The organism is Pedobacter sp. UBA5917, assembly GCF_002432345.1.
GTDB lineage: Bacteria > Bacteroidota > Bacteroidia > Sphingobacteriales > Sphingobacteriaceae > Pedobacter.
On the sequence record NZ_DJDT01000188.1, the window covers coordinates 1 to 17213 of the forward strand.

The 17213-nt window shown below is 41.8% G+C and carries 8 protein-coding genes; all 8 read left to right on the plus strand.

The window, feature by feature from the left end; all coding sequences use genetic code 11:
- Positions 1-735 (plus strand): glycoside hydrolase family 2 TIM barrel-domain containing protein (locus B2V92_RS12210; protein WP_293308279.1); only part of this gene is annotated, 735 nt, incomplete at its 5' end.
- A 6-nt stretch (positions 736-741) separates the two neighbouring features.
- Entirely contained in the window at positions 742-3021 is a 2280-nt protein-coding gene (locus tag B2V92_RS12215; protein ID WP_293308281.1) for an FAD-dependent oxidoreductase, read from the plus strand.
- 10 nt (positions 3022-3031) lie between these two features.
- Entirely contained in the window at positions 3032-4711 is a 1680-nt protein-coding gene (locus B2V92_RS12220) for a sodium:solute symporter family protein (RefSeq protein ID WP_293308283.1), read from the plus strand.
- A 484-nt stretch (positions 4712-5195) separates the two neighbouring features.
- Positions 5196-8252, plus strand: a complete 3057-nt coding sequence (locus B2V92_RS12225; RefSeq protein WP_293308285.1) for a SusC/RagA family TonB-linked outer membrane protein — start codon at positions 5196-5198, stop codon at positions 8250-8252.
- 11 nt (positions 8253-8263) lie between these two features.
- On the plus strand, positions 8264-9811 hold the full coding sequence (locus B2V92_RS12230) for a RagB/SusD family nutrient uptake outer membrane protein (protein WP_293308287.1): 1548 nt from the start codon (positions 8264-8266) through the stop codon (positions 9809-9811).
- Between the two features lie 344 nt (positions 9812-10155).
- Positions 10156-12705: a TonB-dependent receptor gene (locus tag B2V92_RS12235; RefSeq protein WP_293308289.1), complete on the plus strand. Its 2550-nt coding sequence runs from the start codon at positions 10156-10158 to the stop codon at positions 12703-12705.
- A gap of 3 nt (positions 12706-12708) precedes the next feature.
- Complete coding sequence (locus B2V92_RS12240) at positions 12709-13833, plus strand: PepSY-associated TM helix domain-containing protein (RefSeq protein ID WP_293308291.1); 1125 nt, start codon at positions 12709-12711, stop codon at positions 13831-13833.
- Between the two features lie 321 nt (positions 13834-14154).
- Positions 14155-17001, plus strand: a complete 2847-nt coding sequence (locus B2V92_RS12245; RefSeq protein ID WP_293308293.1) for a hypothetical protein — start codon at positions 14155-14157, stop codon at positions 16999-17001.
- Positions 17002-17213 lie beyond the last annotated feature (212 nt).

A 17213-nucleotide genomic window follows, 5' to 3' on the forward strand; every position in this document is an offset into this window, starting at 1 on the left:
AACGAGTATGCATCGGGTACACCTGAAGGACAAAACTGGACAAAAGATATGATCGAATTTGGCCGCAAAGAAGACCCGTCGAGGTTGTACACCTTTGCAACCATGATATTGAACAGCATGACCAAAACCCCCGAAGCGGAGGCTTCGCAATACTGCGATTTCATATCAACAAACACTTATGGAAACCATGTCAAAATTTTCGATAATATCCACAGCTTGTATCCGGATAAGCCTATTCTGATCTCCGAATGGGGTGTTAGGGCCGATCAGGCAACCGAAGCCGGACAGGTTAAACACATCGAAGAAGTGGCCAGGATTATCCGTGATAGGCCGTATATCATAGGTGCATCATGGTGGAGTTATAACGATTACCAAAGCCGCCACGTAGGTACCAACCCGAGCGGATACAGGCCCTGGGGCCTTGTTACGGCCGATCGTTCGCCCCGTCCGGCTTATTTTACCTACCAAAAAGAAATGTCGCCCATTAGTTTAAAGGTTATGGAGATCAATAATGGCACATTGAAATTACAGCTGGGTATTAAAAATGATTTTCCTTACCAGAGTATTAAAAACTATCGCCTTAAAACAGCATTCGGTGAACAACTGATCCCCTCGTTGAAACCAGGAGAAATCACTGTGGTTGAGGTAAAAGGAGTTACTGGCGATGCTGTAAAAATAGAGGTTTTAACGCCTACAAAATTTGTGATCTATCAAGAAACGGTTCACTATAAATAAAATATCATGCTAAAAACAAGTTTTTCCGAGAAAAGATCCCCCAAAAAAATATTTTTAGAAACCGGATTGGTGATTGTGGGAGGTGGATTATCTGGTGTTTGCGCTGCTGTAACTGCTGCGAGGGCCGGGCTAAAGGTTGTATTGGTACAGGACCGTCCGGTTTTGGGCGGAAATTCATCTAGCGAGGTACGCTTATGGATTTTGGGCGCTACCTCTCACTTGGGGAACAATAACAGGTGGAGCCGCGAGGGTGGTGTAATAGATGAATTATTGGTCGAAAATATGTTCCGTAATCCTGAAGGTAATCCATTAATTTTTGACAGTATTCTATTGGATAAGGTGGCTTCGGAGAAAAATATCACACTGTTGCTAAACACAGCTGTTTACGAGCTCGAAAAATCAGGTTCTGAGGTTATTTCTTCCGTTTTGGGCTTCTGCAGTCAGAATTCTACCCATTACCAGATTAGTGCACCGCTTTTTTGCGATTGTTCCGGCGATGGAATTGTTGGCTTTTTGGCCGGTGCCTCCTTTAGGATGGGGGCCGAAAGTAAAGATGAGTTTGACGAAAAATTTGCGCCAACAGCCGAATATGGTGAACTGCTCGGCCATTCTATGTATTTTTATTCAAAAGATACCGGAAGACCGGTTAAATACACCGCACCCGAATTTGCTTTAAAAGACATCACTGAAATACCACGTTTCAGAAGTTTTAATACAAAGGAATATGGTTGCAGGCTTTGGTGGCTCGAATATGGCGGACGATTGGATACCGTACACGATACCGAAAAAATAAAATGGGAACTTTGGAAGGTGATTTATGGTACCTGGGATTATATCAAAAACTCGGGTAATTTCCCTGAAGCCGAAAACCTTACTTTAGAATGGGTGGGAACCATTCCAGGCAAACGGGAGAGCAGGCGCTTTGAAGGCGATTATATGCTCAATCAAAAAGACATTGTAGAACAGCGCACCCATTTTGATGCCGTTGCTTATGGTGGATGGTCTATCGATCTCCATCCGGCTGATGGCGTATTCAGCGAAAAACCGGGTTGTAACCAATGGCACAGTAAAGGCATTTACCAGATTCCTTACCGCACACTTTACAGTAAAAATATTAAAAACCTGTTTTTGGCCGGGCGTATCATCAGCGCCAGTCATGTGGCATTTGCATCTACTCGGGTAATGGCAACAAGCGCTTATGTGGCACAGGCAGTGGCCCTGGCTGCAACAATCTGTACCGATAAAAACATTTTTCCGGCAGATATTCTTGCAGATAAGCACATCACTTTGCTTCAGGAAGAACTGATCCGCGCAGGGCAGTACATTCCGGATGTTAATCACACCGATCAGAAAGACCTGGTACAGAAAGCAAACCTGCAGGCAAGCAGCGAGCTAAAAATTGATGAGTTGAGCAAGGCGATGGAATATGTGGATTTAACGCTTTCTTCTGCACAGCTTATTCCTGTTAAGGCAGGTGCAATGCCTAAAATATCTTTTTCCATTAATGTGAAAAAGCAGACAACCTTGAGCGTTCAGCTCAGAAAAAGTATTAAAGCAGGCAATTACACACCCGATATTACCATCGAAACCAAAACTTTTAGCCGTGGCGAAGGATTGCATGATGTGGTGTTGTCATTCGATTTTATACCAACGGAAGAAACCTATCTGTTTCTGATTTTTGAAAAGAATCCCGAGGTTAAGTTAAAGTTTAGCCAGCAACGCATCACAGGCATGTTATCTGCCTTTAATCTGGTGAATAAGGCCGTTTCTAATTTTGGCAAACAAACTCCACCAGAAGATATCGGCGTGGAAGAATTTGAGTTCTGGTGCCCACAACGCCGGCCGGCGGGATTAAATATTGCATTGAAATTTGAACCCGCATTGGAATTTTATGGTGTAAATAACTTAAAAAATGGCATAGACAGACCAACTGTAAATCCGAACGCATGGACGGCTGCCTATCATGATCCGAAACCGGAAATTACGCTCAATTGGGACAATGAACAGCAGATAAGCGAAATTAACCTCGCTTTTGATACCGATTTTGATCACCCCATGGAGTCTGTTTTAATGGGACACCCCGAAAACAGGATGCCGTTTTGCGTGCAGGATTATACCATCACCGATGAAAATGGTAAATTGCTTTATAAAAAGGAAGGCAATTACCAAACCCGGAATGTGATCAGATTCGATTCGCCGGTGCACACCAGACAGATAAAAATTAACTTGGAACATCCCTCAGCTTTAACTCCCGCCGCTTTGTTCAGCGTAAGGTGTTACGCATAAAATACAAACTATGGTAACCTTAGATTTCTATGTAATGGCGATTTTTGCCATACTCATTTTTTCAATCGGATTGATTTTTACGCGGGTAGGAAGCAAAAGCGGACAGGCATTTTTTGAAGCCGGCGGTGCAACCCCATGGTGGATCAACGGACTTTCGCTTTTTATCAGTTATTTTTCTGCAGGTACTTTTGTGGTGTGGGGATCCATTGCCTATAAAAGTGGTTTGGTAGCCAATGTAATCCAGCTTACCATGGCCATAAGCGGCTTATTGGTGGCCAGGTTTATTGCTGCAAGATGGAAGAAAACCGGCGCAATGACGGCTGCCGATTACCTGCGTACACGCTTCGGTGTTAAAACACAACAGTTTTATACCTACCTCATTTTGTTATTGAGTTTATTTGCAACAGCTGCGGTACTTTACCCGGTAGGCAAAATGGTGCATGTGGCCACTCCCTTTTCCTTAAATACCTGTATTATCGTAATCGGGTTAATTATTGTGCTTTATACGGCGGCAGGTGGTTTATGGGCGGTTCTGGTAACCGATGTGGTGCAGTTTGTGATTTTAACCGCTTCGGTACTGATTGTAATACCCATAGCTTTTAAAGAGATCGGCGGACCTTCGCAGCTTTTTGCAAAAGCCCCAGTCGATTTTTTTAAACCCTTTAATGCCGATTATACCTTCGAGTTTATGCTGGCTTTTATTGTTTATCAGTTGTTTTATATTGGCGGTAACTGGTCTTATGTGCAGCGTTATACCAGCGTTTCAACCGTAAAACAATCTAAAAAAGTAGCTTACTTATTTGCTATCTTATATTTTGTGAGCCCGGTAATATGGATGATCCCACCTATGATCTACCGCATCATTAATCCAAATTTACAGGGGCTGGAGCCAGAAGGTGCTTATATGATGCTTTGCCAGAAAGTACTTCCTGCTGGTTTAATAGGTCTGGTATTGGCTGGGATGATTTCGGCTACTTCGAGTAAAGCGAACACAACCATTAATTTAGTGGCAACGGTTTTTGCAAACGATATTTATAAAGCCCTAATCAGGAAAAAAGCATCTGAAAAAGAGATGATTTTTATGGCAAGGTTATTTACCCTGATATTCGGTGCAGCTACTATTATCGTGGCCATACTCATACCAAGGGCAGGTGGCGTGGTAGAAGTAGTGCTTAGTACCGCATCCATTGCAGGTGGCGCCCTTTTCGGACCGATTATCTGGTCGTTGTTTTCGAAAAGGCAAACTTCTTTTTCTTTGGTATTTATTTCTGCAACATCCCTTTTGGTGAGCCTGTTTTTTAAAATCATTACACCGGCAGCTTTCGACCTCAAATTTAGCCGTACCGTCGAAACCATCGTAGGCGTAGGTTTACCAGTGCTTTTATTGGCTATTTTCGAACTGTATTATGCCAGCCGTAATTTAATTGGGGCACCCTTTATGCTTGCTCCGGTTGAGCAGCACACTCAAGAAGAAATAAGCGGAAACTTATCAGCCGAAAAACAGAACATATTTGGGATAAAAGTTATCGCCATTTCTATGGTAGTGGTTGGAAGCGGAATTATACTGCTTGGTGTTTTGGCCCAAAATTTTAGTGGCATTGTAATCGGCGTAGGTCTGTGTGTGTTGTTAACCGCTATTTTTATCTGGTATAGGATAAAAGGTTTTCAAAAAAAGATTGGATTGCAATAAAGTATATTCATTGGTTATTTGGGATTGATTGCACTCGTATTTTTAAGCCTGTAGGTATTACCTGCAGGCTTTTTGATGTAAAAATTATGGAGCAACACATCTCGAACTCAATGGCCTGTGCCTTCCATTGACCACGGGTATATTTTTGCATCTAAATCCGTGTGTATCTGTGGTCAAAAAAACTCCGATATTTCCCCACCGCCATAGTTTGGGTCTTCGCAGATCACCGGCACACTTTAGCTTTAAATCTGTATTTATCCGCGTGCTTTCGTGTATAAAATCTTGGCCAATAAAACAGCTGTTTTTGTCTATTTATGAATTTCTGTATTAAAAATCGTTGACGTAAAATGTGTATTGGTTGATGCAAACGAAGATTGATGTTGTTTTTATGATGATAGTATTGTCCATGTATTGGTAACGATTATCCATTTATAGGCTTTTATTTTCATCGTAAGTTTATCCGCACTAATCAAATATCTTTCGTATGTTAAATTATATTGTAAAATCCTTGCCCAAAATAGCGTCGTTATTGATGTTTTTGGTGTTATTGCAAGGTAATGTGCTTTCGGCCCAGGAGCTGGTAAGCGCATCAGGAAAAGTAACGGGCAAAGATGATGGAATGTCTATCCCCGGCGTTTCTGTCAAGGTAAAAGGAGCCACTATCGCAACCTCTACCGATCCCGATGGAAAATTCAGTTTAAAAGTACCCGCAGGCGCAGTTCTTGTTTTTTCTTCCCTTGGTTATGCTAGTGTTGAACGGCCGGCAGGGGTGGGCATGAATATCGTTTTGGTATCTACAACGAGCGAGCTTCAGGAAGTTACGGTGGTAGGGGCAACCATTAAAAAGGGCGATTTAACCGGTTCGGTAAGCAGTGTTGGCGAAAAGGTAATTAAAGAAATGCCCGTAACCAATATCAATCAGGCCATTCAGGGCCGTGTTGCCGGCGTGCTGGTGCAAAGTAACGATCCCAGGCCGGGTGGCGCTGTATCCATTAAGGTGCGCGGAAACAATTCCATACAATATGGCTCGAACCCGATTTATGTAGTAGATGGACTGGTAATCGAAGAAGCCTTTAATACCATCAACCCTGATGATATTGCAAGTATCGACATTTTGAAAGATGCTTCTGCAACGGCAATTTACGGTTCCAGGGGCGCGAATGGAGTGGTACTCATTACCACCAAAAGGGCCAAAAACGGCGATGGCAAAATCGAATACAATGGTTGGTACGGTGTACAGTCGTTCAACAAAAATATCCCATACCTAAATGCACAGCAGATTGCTGATTTACGTATTGATGCTTATGCCAATAAATATATGGACGATAATCCTACTGCAAACCGCCAAACTTATATCAATTCGTTGCTGGGCACAAATTCTATCGCATTTAGTCAGGATGAACTGAGTGTGTACCGTAGTGGACAATCGTATAACTGGCTCGACGAAATTACCCGCACGGCCATACAGCAAAACCATACTGCAACGTTTTCTAAAGGTGGGCCGGATGGTGCTGTATATGTGAGTTTTAACTACACCGATCAGATGGGATTGCTAAAAACCTCCAACTATAAACGTTATGGCGGTCAGATCAACCTCGACCAGAAAATAAAACCCTGGTTAAAAATCGGTACGAACACCAATTTCTCGCGTACCGAAGAATCTTATATCGATGGTGGTGTATTCGGTATCGCGGCCAATGCCAATCCGCTTTTACCCATCAATGATCAGGTTACGTATTTAAGCTGGAAAGGTATCCAAAGTACCGATCTTTATAACCCCATCAGGAGTTTGAACATTGATGGTAAAGGCAATTTAAACCGTTTGTTAACCAATAATTACGTGGTGGCCACCATCATTCCGGGATTAAATGTTCGTTCGAGTATTGCCCTGGATGTTAGGAACCAGAATTATTATAATTATATCCCTAAAAGTTTAGGCCAATCGCTTAGGAACTCCACTAATGGTAGTGCTACGCAGAAAAAAGAAAGCTGGGTAAACTGGCAGTGGGATAATTCGATCTCGTATGATAAAACCCTCGGTAAAAACAGTTTTTCCGGTATACTGAGTTTTGGATTGAGCCAGAACAATTATAATTATAACCAGGTAAATGCCTCTGGTTTCGCTACCGACGATTTTTCTTACAAATACCTCGGTGGAGCATATCTGAAAGATCAGTTCCAGTTATCTTCTGATTTTGTAACCAATTCATTGATCAGTTACGTGGCCAGGTTTAATTACAGCTACGATAACAAGTATTTTGCAACCCTTACCGGAAGATATGATGGTTCATCAAAATTTGGCAATGGCAACAAATGGGGCCTTTTTCCATCACTTTCACTTGCATGGAATGTTGCAAACGAAGATTTTTTCAAAGATATCAAAGGAATCAATGTGCTTAAAATCCGTGCCGGTTACGGTATCGCCGGAAACCAGAAAATTGATGATTTTGCTTACCGTTCTCTTTATCGCCCTGTATTTACAAATGGGTCGGTTACCTATGTATCAGACGGTCGTTTAGGAAATCCGGATCTGGTTTGGGAAAAGCAGAAACAGCTTAACCTGGGATTGGATATTGCTATTTTAGATAATAGGTTAACTTTTAATGCAGATTATTTTCTGATTCATAACAACGATTTGTTGATGAGAAGAACCCTGTCAACCACATCAGGATTTAACAATACCATTGCCAATGTGGGCTCATTGCTTAATCAGGGATTCGATTTTAACATTAACGGTGTGATATTGAAAGGCGATGATTTAAAATGGAACATGGGCGCCAATATTTCTGCCTATAAAAGCAAAATCACCAAACTTTACGGTAATGTAGATGCCATTTATAATTATGGCGGATTTACCGGAGTGGAGATCCAAAGGGAAGGCAATTTCTTCCTTAACCAGCCGCTCAATTCTATTTATACCTATAAGTTTGAAAAAATTGCGCAGCAATCCGATATGGATCGTATCAAGGGGATTGATTATGGCGGCCGCACCATTCATCCTGGTGATATTGTTCCGGTTGATATTAATGGCGATAAAAAGATTGATGATGCCGACCGTGTTGTAGTGGGTAAAAAAGATCCTAAATTTTATGGTGGTTTCTTTACAGATGTAACCTATAAAAACCTCACCCTGAATGCTGTTTTCAATTACAGCTATGGTGGAAAAGCGATTAGCGGACTTTACGAAGGTTTATTGAACGGAACGGGCGAATATTCGGGTCACGAAGACGAACTTAACCGTTGGACGCCTACCAACACCGGTTCCAACATCCCGAGGGCATATACCGGAAGCGGTAGATATGGTATCGGAGAAACCGACTATGCTGTACAAAATTCATCTTATTTAAGGATGTCGGCCTTAACACTCGCCTATAATTTTACGCAGGATTTTATGAAAAAAGCGAAAATCAGCAACCTCCGTGTATATGTTACCGGCAGGAACCTGTTAACCGTAACCAAATACAAAGGTTACGATCCTGAAGGCGGTGATGGTTATCCAACTTCAAAAATGTTTGTTTTTGGTGTTAATATTGGACTTTAAGAGAAATTACAATGAAAAGGAAATACAGTTTGATCATGCTTGCCTTATTGGTAATACTAAGCGGATCGTGCAAAAAATTTATAACAGAAGAACCACAAACAGCACTTACTGAAGAACAGGTTTTTAAAAGCCTCGATAATATCGAACCTTTGGTATTGGGCTTGTATACCAGTTGGCGTAACACCAAAAAAGATAGGGGAGGTTTTGTTTTTACCCTGGGCACCGATGAAGCACAACAAGGGGCTTACCAGGTGAGGACCGACGACCGTCAGGCAGGTTTAGACCGTTATAACGGCTTCTTGACCGCTAGTAATACTGCCCTTGCAGAACAGTGGAACAGCCGTTGGCCGGTAATTTCTGCTGCTGCAAAAGTAATTTATGCTTTAAGCTTAAATACGGAAGATCCGGAACGCAAAAACAGGATTTTGGGAGATGCTTCTTTCATCAGGGCAGCACTTAATTTCGAGATGAGCCAGTATTGGGGCGAAATACCCTTGATAGATCAGGCAAAATTTGCTGAGTATGGAACCAAGCGTCAGCCTTTAACTTTAGTGTACAGCAGCATTGTTTCCGACCTCGAAAATGCCGTGAAATACCTGCCTGCAACACAAACCGACAAACGTAAAGCCACCAAAGGTGCTGCATTGGCGCTATTGGGTAAAGTATACATGTATGCGCCGGTTAGCTCGGGTGTACGCGATTTTGCCAAAGCCAGGGATACTTTTAAACAGATAGTAGATGCAGGTACCTACCAGCTGGTGGCCAATTATGCCGACCTCTGGAACCCCACAAAACCCAACAGCACCGAATCTATCTACGAATTTCAGTTCACTAATGTTTATCCGGATAATAACCAAACCCAATGGCAGATGGGATCGAGATCTTTAGCAGAAATTGATCAATACGCCTATTTTGGCGGTTACGACCTGATGGTGCCCACACAATATTGTTATAAAGATGCAACCGCAGGCGGACTTTGGGAAGATGGCGATGTGAGGAAAGGAGAGAGCATCCGTTACGATTTTACCTATAAAGGAAAAACCCCTGTGCTTAACCCAACATTTGGTGGCGATGAGCTGGATCCGCATGTGAAAAAATACGAAGATATCAGAACCGATGGTACGCTGAGTTTCTGGCTTTCGGGCAAGAATATTTTTTACCTGCGTTATTCGGATGTGCTTTTATGTTATGCCGAAGCCTTAAATGAAACCGGTGCCACTGCGCAGGCGGTAGATTTGGTAAATACAACAGTAAGAAGAAGGGCGTGGAACAACAATTTGCCTGATAATAAAAAATGGAGTGCGGCAATGTCGCAACAGGATTTTAGAACGGCCATTATGGACGAACGCATGCGCGAGCTTTGTTTTGAGGGATGGAGAAGGATGGACTTGATCAGGATCGGAAAATTGGTAGATCTTGTTAAAGCACGTAACAAATGGACAAAGGAAAGTGGTTCTATACAGCCTTTCCATAACCGTTACCCAATTCCGCTACAGGAAATTAAACAGAACGATGATATATCCGAAGCAGATCAAAATCCGGGATATTCTAATAATTAAAATGAAGATAAGGAACAAAGAAGCTGCAATTTTTGCAGCTTCTTTGTTTTTGGTCGTATTTGATTGCTATAAGCTTTTTATTGATTGTTATTTCGAATGTAAATTCTCCCCAATGCTGTCATCCTGAGCGTAGTCGAAGGATTTTTCATTTCGTTTCATCCAATAACTATCACATTAATATCAGTATTGATGATAGTATTGTCCATTTTATTGTTGGTATTGTCCATCTATTTGTTCCTGAAGTAGATAGTGTCAATAAAATTGTATTATAATTTCTCCTGATCGTGATGGTTTTTTTTGGATCTTTTATATCTTCGCGCATTATTAATAATAAGTCTAAATAAATGAAGAGATCTTTACAAAATTCTTCGGCTTTAAGCCAAATACTTTTTACCATCCTTGTACTATTTTTTGCATGTCCACTAAATGTATTGGCGCAGAATGCTAAAACTACAATTGTGGGTTCGGTACGCACTTCTGAATCAATACCTGCTGATAATGTTTCGGTATATCTTTTAAATACCCCTTACGGTACCACTACCGATGATAAAGGTAATTTCGAATTAAAAGTTTCTACCGGTACTTATACCCTTATTATTAAACAGGTTGGTGCCAAAGTAGAGCAAAGAACCATCGAAGTTAAAGAAGGGATCAATAAAATTCCCGTAATTGTATTGAGCATGAGCAATACCGATCTGCAGGAAGTAAGTATCAGCAGCGGCAGGGTAAATAAATTCAGCCGCAAAAGCAGTCCTTATGTAACAAAGATGCCCTTAAACAACCTCGAAAATCCACAGGTTTATTCCAGCATCAGTAAAGAATTGTTAAAAGACCAGCAGATCAATAACCTTGATGAAGCGCTTAAAAATGCGGCAGGGGTGAGCAAATCATTCGAATCAACCGGGAGGGCAGGCTCTGGCGGTACAACTTTTGTTTTGCGTGGTTTTGTTACCCAAAGCAAATTAAGAAACGGTCTTGCAGGTAACATCACCACCGCCATTGATGCGGCAAACGTAGAGAGTATCGAGGTTTTAAAAGGCCCGTCGGCTACTTTGTTCGGCAATTCAATGAGCTCTTATGGTGGGTTGATCAACCGTGTAACCAAAAAGCCTTTTAAGGCTACAGGTGGCGAAGTGGCTTATTACGCAGGCAGCTACGGTCTGAACAGGGTTACGGCCGATTTTAATACCCCCGTTGATACAGCAGGCAAATTATTATTTAGGGTAAATGCGGCTTATAATTCTCAAAATGGTTTTCAGGAGAATGCTTTCAGAAAGAGTTTCTTATTTGCGCCTAGCATTAAGTACGAGGTAAATGATAAATTAACATTTCTATTGGATGCCGAATTTAACCAGTTGCAGAGCGCCGGAAGCCAGTTTTTGTATTTTTATGGCGGTACGCCCGTTTCGCAGTTTGGTGTATCGAGCGCTGCAGATGTGAACATTAATTACAGAAGTTCATTTTCGAGCCGCGATATGATCAAAAAAGGCGAGAACGCCAATGTTTTCGGGCAAATGGATTATAAAATCTCCAATAACTGGAAATCACAGACAAATCTGAGCTTAACAACAAGCGGATCGAGCGGTTCTTCTCCATATTATTATTTAATTCCGGGTGCTAAAGTAAGGTCGCTCACAGCAGTGAAAGCAGCAACAACCCCGGCAAAAAGTTATAACGACGATTTTTACCTCGAACGCATGGTTTGGGAACCTAACGGAACAGACCTGAATGCCGAGATCCAGCAGACTATTCTTGGCGATTTTAAAGTGGCCGGAATCAGGAACAGGTTAACCATTGGTCTCGATTACCTGCATACCAATACCAATATTACTTTTAACCGTTTTAGCAATAACGATTACTACAATCCGGCAGGGGCAACGGCTGCATTAAGGGGTGCTAAACTGAACGATGTTTTTGATTTTGTAAGCATTTCCAATCCCGGCCCTGATTATTATAAATTTAACCAGACCAAGGTAGATTCGGCTTACGCAAACCGTCCGGCCGGAACCACTTTGGTTACGCGCTCCAATACCACTACCTACAGTGCTTTCGTGGCTGATGTGGTTAACATTACCGATAACCTGAACGCTTTATTGAGTTTACGTATCGATCGTTTTGTGAACAATGGCATTTTGAACAACTCTACAAACGTTACTTCAAATGGGTATAAACAAACCGCTTATTCTCCAAAATTTGGTTTGGTTTACCAGATTTTACCTGAGCAGGTTTCTTTATTCGCAAATTATCAGAATGGTTTTGCCAATAAAACCGGAACCGATTTCGAAGGAAATGCTTTTAAGCCAGAGCAGGCAAACCAATTAGAGGGTGGCGTAAAGTTTGATCTTTTTAAAGGTATTTTAAGTGGAAATGTAAGCTATTACGATATTAAAGTGAAAGATATTGTGCGTGCTTACGAGTTAAATCCGCAGTTGAGCATACAGAATGGAACGCAGCGTAGCAAAGGCGTAGAAGTTGAGGTGATTGCCAACCCCATTGCCGGTTTAAACCTGATTGCCGGTTACGGTTATAACGACAGCCGTTATACCAATACGAGTGCAAATTTAGATGGTTTGCGCCCTGTTTCAGCCGGTCCTGAACAATTGGTTAATTTCTGGATGAGTTATCGTGTAAACCGTGGGATACTACAGGGGCTTGGTGCAGGTATTGGGGGTAATTATGCCACTAAAAATTATGCAATTAATACCATTGCGCTCGGACAGTTTATTTTGCCTTCATACAAAATTTATAATGCAGCATTGTTTTACGATCAAAGGAAATACCGTTTGGGCTTAAAAATGAACAATATCGGTAACACACCTTACTGGGTAGGTAACAGCACCATGAACCCGCAGATGCTCCGTGAGGTAATTGCGAACATTGCTTTCAAATTTTAAGGAATGGGCAATTTTAAAAAGCTGATTTTATTCTTACACCGCTGGCTCGGATTTATTTCGGGCCTCGCGGTTTTTATAGTGAGCATTACAGGATGTATTTTCTGCTTTCAGGACGATATACAGGATGTTTTATATTCATACAGAACGGTTAAGGCAGAACAAAAGCCTTTTATTAAGCCTTCTGAATTAAAAGCGTTAACAACAGCCAAATACCCGAAAGCAAAAATTACGCTGGTTATTTTTTACGGACCCGAAAGGGCAGCGCAGGTAAGGATATTACAGAAAAAGGTAGCCAAATCTGTTTATTACAATCCTTATTCGGGTGCGTACCTGCATACCGAGATCATCAAAGAAAATTTCTTTCTCTTTATCAAAGAAGTACATCTCAATCTTTTTCTTCCGGCAAAAATTGGTAAACTCGTAAATGGGATCTGCGTGATCATATTTGTGGTGATTATGATTAGCGGACTGGTTTTATGGTGGCCAAAAAGAAAATCAGACCGGAAGAGGTGCTTTAGCATTAAATGGAGGGGAAGATGGCGCCGCGTTAATTATGATCTGCATAATGTACTGGGATTTTACATCACCAGTTTCGCGATTATATTGGCAATAACCGGTTTATCTTTTAGTTTTCAATGGATGCGGAAAGGGATTGCAAATGTGGCCAATTTAGGTAAGGTATATCCGAAGGATAAAGAAGCATTTAAATCAGACAGCACGCTAAAAGTCAATTATCCCGATTCGGCATTAGCCATTGATAAAGCTTTTGATGTGGCAAGGCTGCAATCTCCGGAATCGAATTCTTTTCTGATTTTTCCAGGTTCAAAACAGAGCGCTCCAATTTCGATTACTGCCTATCCCAAACCCCTGCATTTTGGTTATAACAGCGGTTTTTCATTCGACCGTTATTCGGGAAAACTTTTAAACTTTATTCCCTATAGCTCCAAAAGCCCCGGCGCAAAACTCAATGCTTTGAACTACGATATCCATACTGGTCAGGTTGCCGGCTTTTTTGGTAAAATAATCGCTTTTTTAGTGAGTCTAATCAGTGCCAGTTTGCCTATTACAGGTTTAATCCTGTACCTGGGGAAAAAGTATAAAAGCAAGCCGAAAAAAGCTGTGGTTTAGCGATGGATTCTGTTTACCGGCTCTAGCGCAAGTTTTAGCGCTTGCGTTCATGTTGAGATGACCCAATAAGAACTGTCATCCTGAGCGGAGTCGAAGGATACCCGTTCCACTACCTGATGTAAAATCGTTACAAGTTACGTTTCCTCCAATGCTATCGGATCGGGATGATGCCATTTTACTTTTATCGCATAAAGAATACCTGTTTTTAAGTATTTGGTAATGAGTTGATTGTTGTATATTTAATCTGATCGTTTTTTTGAAACTATTTTCATCTAAACTATTAAGCAATCAAATTAGCACCTTAAATAAAAGCCAGACATTATGATCAACAAAATCAGGTTTTTTATCCCTTATCTGCTTCTTGCGGGGCTCTTGGTTACCGGAAGTATGACCCTGAAAAACAGTTTCCTCCTTTTTTCCGACCATGCACACTGGGGAATGACTTCTTTTCAGCTGGCTTCCGAAAATAATTTGCAGAAAACCATCCTTACTGAGTGGGACAGGCCGGACAATTATGCATTTGAAAGGGATTATGGGGCAGATATTGTTAAAGGCGAGAATATATGCGGACCAGAGATGGCCAAAAGAAATATACATGCAGATTTCTTTTTTATCTTTTTTTATGTAGCGGCCGGTATTGTGCTTTTTAACCGCTATGTTGAAAACAGACCGTTATATCGGGCTACAAAAATAGCCGATTCCAATCCCGAAAGTAAAGATCATGCTGTAATAGCACAGGAAAAAGCACTTCTGTATTTTCTCAGCAGAAAGGAGTTTTTCTATTTAATTACCGCACTGGTTATCGCGGCAATCTTTGATGTTTTAGAAAATATTTATCTGCTTAAAAGTATCGAACGCTTTAATCAGGGGCTTCCGGGTGAGGCACTTCTGGCAAGCAGCATGGCAAAGGCAAAGTTCTTACTGCTCATTATTGTTTTTTTGTATTTTGCCTTCCGTATCAACCTGTTAAAGCGCTTGAGCTATTGGCTTTCCGGTCTTTCAACAGGTTTTATGGATCTGTTAACCATTACCTGGCAGTTCCGTATTGTGGTGATCCTTCAACTGGTCTTTTTTGCCCTGCTCAATCTGTCAGATCAGGGGCAGGACCTCATGGTAACAATCAATACTTCCACTACCGGCACCATATTATTGCTTACTTCGGTCTGTATCCTGGCAGCGATGAACTGGTACCTGCCAAAGCTTTATATCAAAGCGCCCGCAAAAGTTAATCTGGTGGTTCAAAAAGGAACATCTTTTGATGAACATGAAGAAAAAATACCGCTGGATTATGCCCGGTTATTAGGCATATTAACCTTTTTTATTCCTGCCCTGGCCATGCTCAAAACCATGCAGCTTTATCATATACCTTATTTTCTGGATGATATTCCGGCAATGCTTTTACTCCTGGTGTCTATCTGGTTGGGTGTTCAGATAATCAGGAGGAAACGGATTGAACGCTTTTATTTAAAAGATGGCGAATTGCTGGTTGCGAAATACTGGATCAGCATTTTTATTATTGTGGGCTTATGCGGTGCCTTTTATTTTATCCAGCTGTTAAACGGTTTTGGAAAATTGTCGTTCCTGTGCATGGATCTTTTCCTGCTGGGATCGGGTTTCCTCATCACGGTTACCCTTAGGGATAACCTCGAAAAAAGGTACAATTTTAATATGGCCAGGCTTGCGGTGATTGCAGGATTGGCTGCTGCACTTTTTTTTATCCTCTTTAACCTCGATTTTGTCATTATTCCATTAACGGCAATCGACCGCTTTTTTACACTCAATATTGTAATCTGGGCATTGATTACTTATGCGCTGCTGTTTTCTTTTCTGCTTGCACTGAGCAACAAATGGCGCATCCAGTTAATCACCATCCTGCTGGTATGCTCTGCCATTGGTTCGGCCAAATGGATCAGTAGTTTTCACGAGGTAGAGGTTTCTAACAACAATTCTGCGCCACGGGATTCGCTTACCCAGTATGTACGTTACTGGCTGGATGACCATAGGAAAGAAATTGAACAGTTTGCAAAGAACGATCCGGATAGTACGGGGTATCCCGTTTATTTTGTTAACTCTTATGGTGGAGGTATACGGGCAGCAGCCTGGGCAACTATGGTGATCAGCCGGCTGAACCAAAAAATAAATTCGTCAGGACTGCCTTCTGGCGAAGCTTTTACGCGTCATGTATTTTCATACTCCGGTGCATCGGGCGGCACGGTAGGCTTCTCACTGTTATGTGCTTTTCAGAAAAAAGCCGGGCTTGCCGATAAAATGATGGATCTTGATTATGTAAAGGAGGTGTTCCGAAAAGATTACTTAACCGGTAACATTGTGGGGATTTTTGGCAGGGATGTACCCATGTCGGTACTCGGGGCCGATTTTTACGACGACCGTGCACGCCTGCAGGAAAAAATCCTGGGTTATTCCCTAAACAAAAACTATCAGATCGATTACGATATTCCGCTTTCCACGCTGTACCCGTCTAAGCATACCGATATTCCGTTGCTTTTCTCCAATACTTTTGATATTAACACCGCACATAAGGGCATTACTGCTCCGGTATTGCTCAATAAGGATGATTTTCCGGCGGTTATTTTTATACAGGATCTGCTAAAGGGAAAAGATATCCCCTTAAGCGCAGCCGCGTTTTTAAGTGCCAGGTTCCCCTATGTTTCCCCAACGGGAAAATTTGATCAGGACCACCATTTTACGGATGGAGGTACGATAGAAAATTCGGGAGGGCAAACTTCGTTACAGATCATCAGGGTTTTTGAGCGTGTACGTAAAGAGGAGGCTTATAACAATTTAAGACTCTCGATCAACCTGCTTTCCCTTTCCAATTCAGTAAAATCAATCGATGCGCCAAAGCCGGCCAAAAACCTTTACGAACTGCTTGGCCCGGTGCAGGGCCTGCTTAATACCATTGGCGGAAATGGCAATGCGGCCGATAGTACAAATGCAGCCATGGCAAGGCAACAGAAATGGAAACACCATCCTTTCGCTCCAACCGAAGTTAAAATCAACCGTTCGTGGCCTGTATTACCACTTGGATGGCAGATTTCGGATGATGCCCTGGAGGAAATGAAAAGAAGTATACTAATCCATGGGCAGGATAGCTTACTCAATAATGTATTGGGTAAATTGTGGAAAGGTAATAAAAAAGGCAGGTAGTTTTTAAGGGATAATATGGCAACTGGTTTTTGCTGGCCAGTATATTTAAACATTAAGAAGAATCTTAATGCCTTTGCCAAATGCAGCGTTATCACCGCAAATCAAAATTACACGGATCGGTCACCCGCATTTATCAATAGAGAGGATTGACGGGGTTAAGAAAGACAACGGCGGTTTTTTCTTTTGTTATCCGAAATGATCCAAAGGCAGGC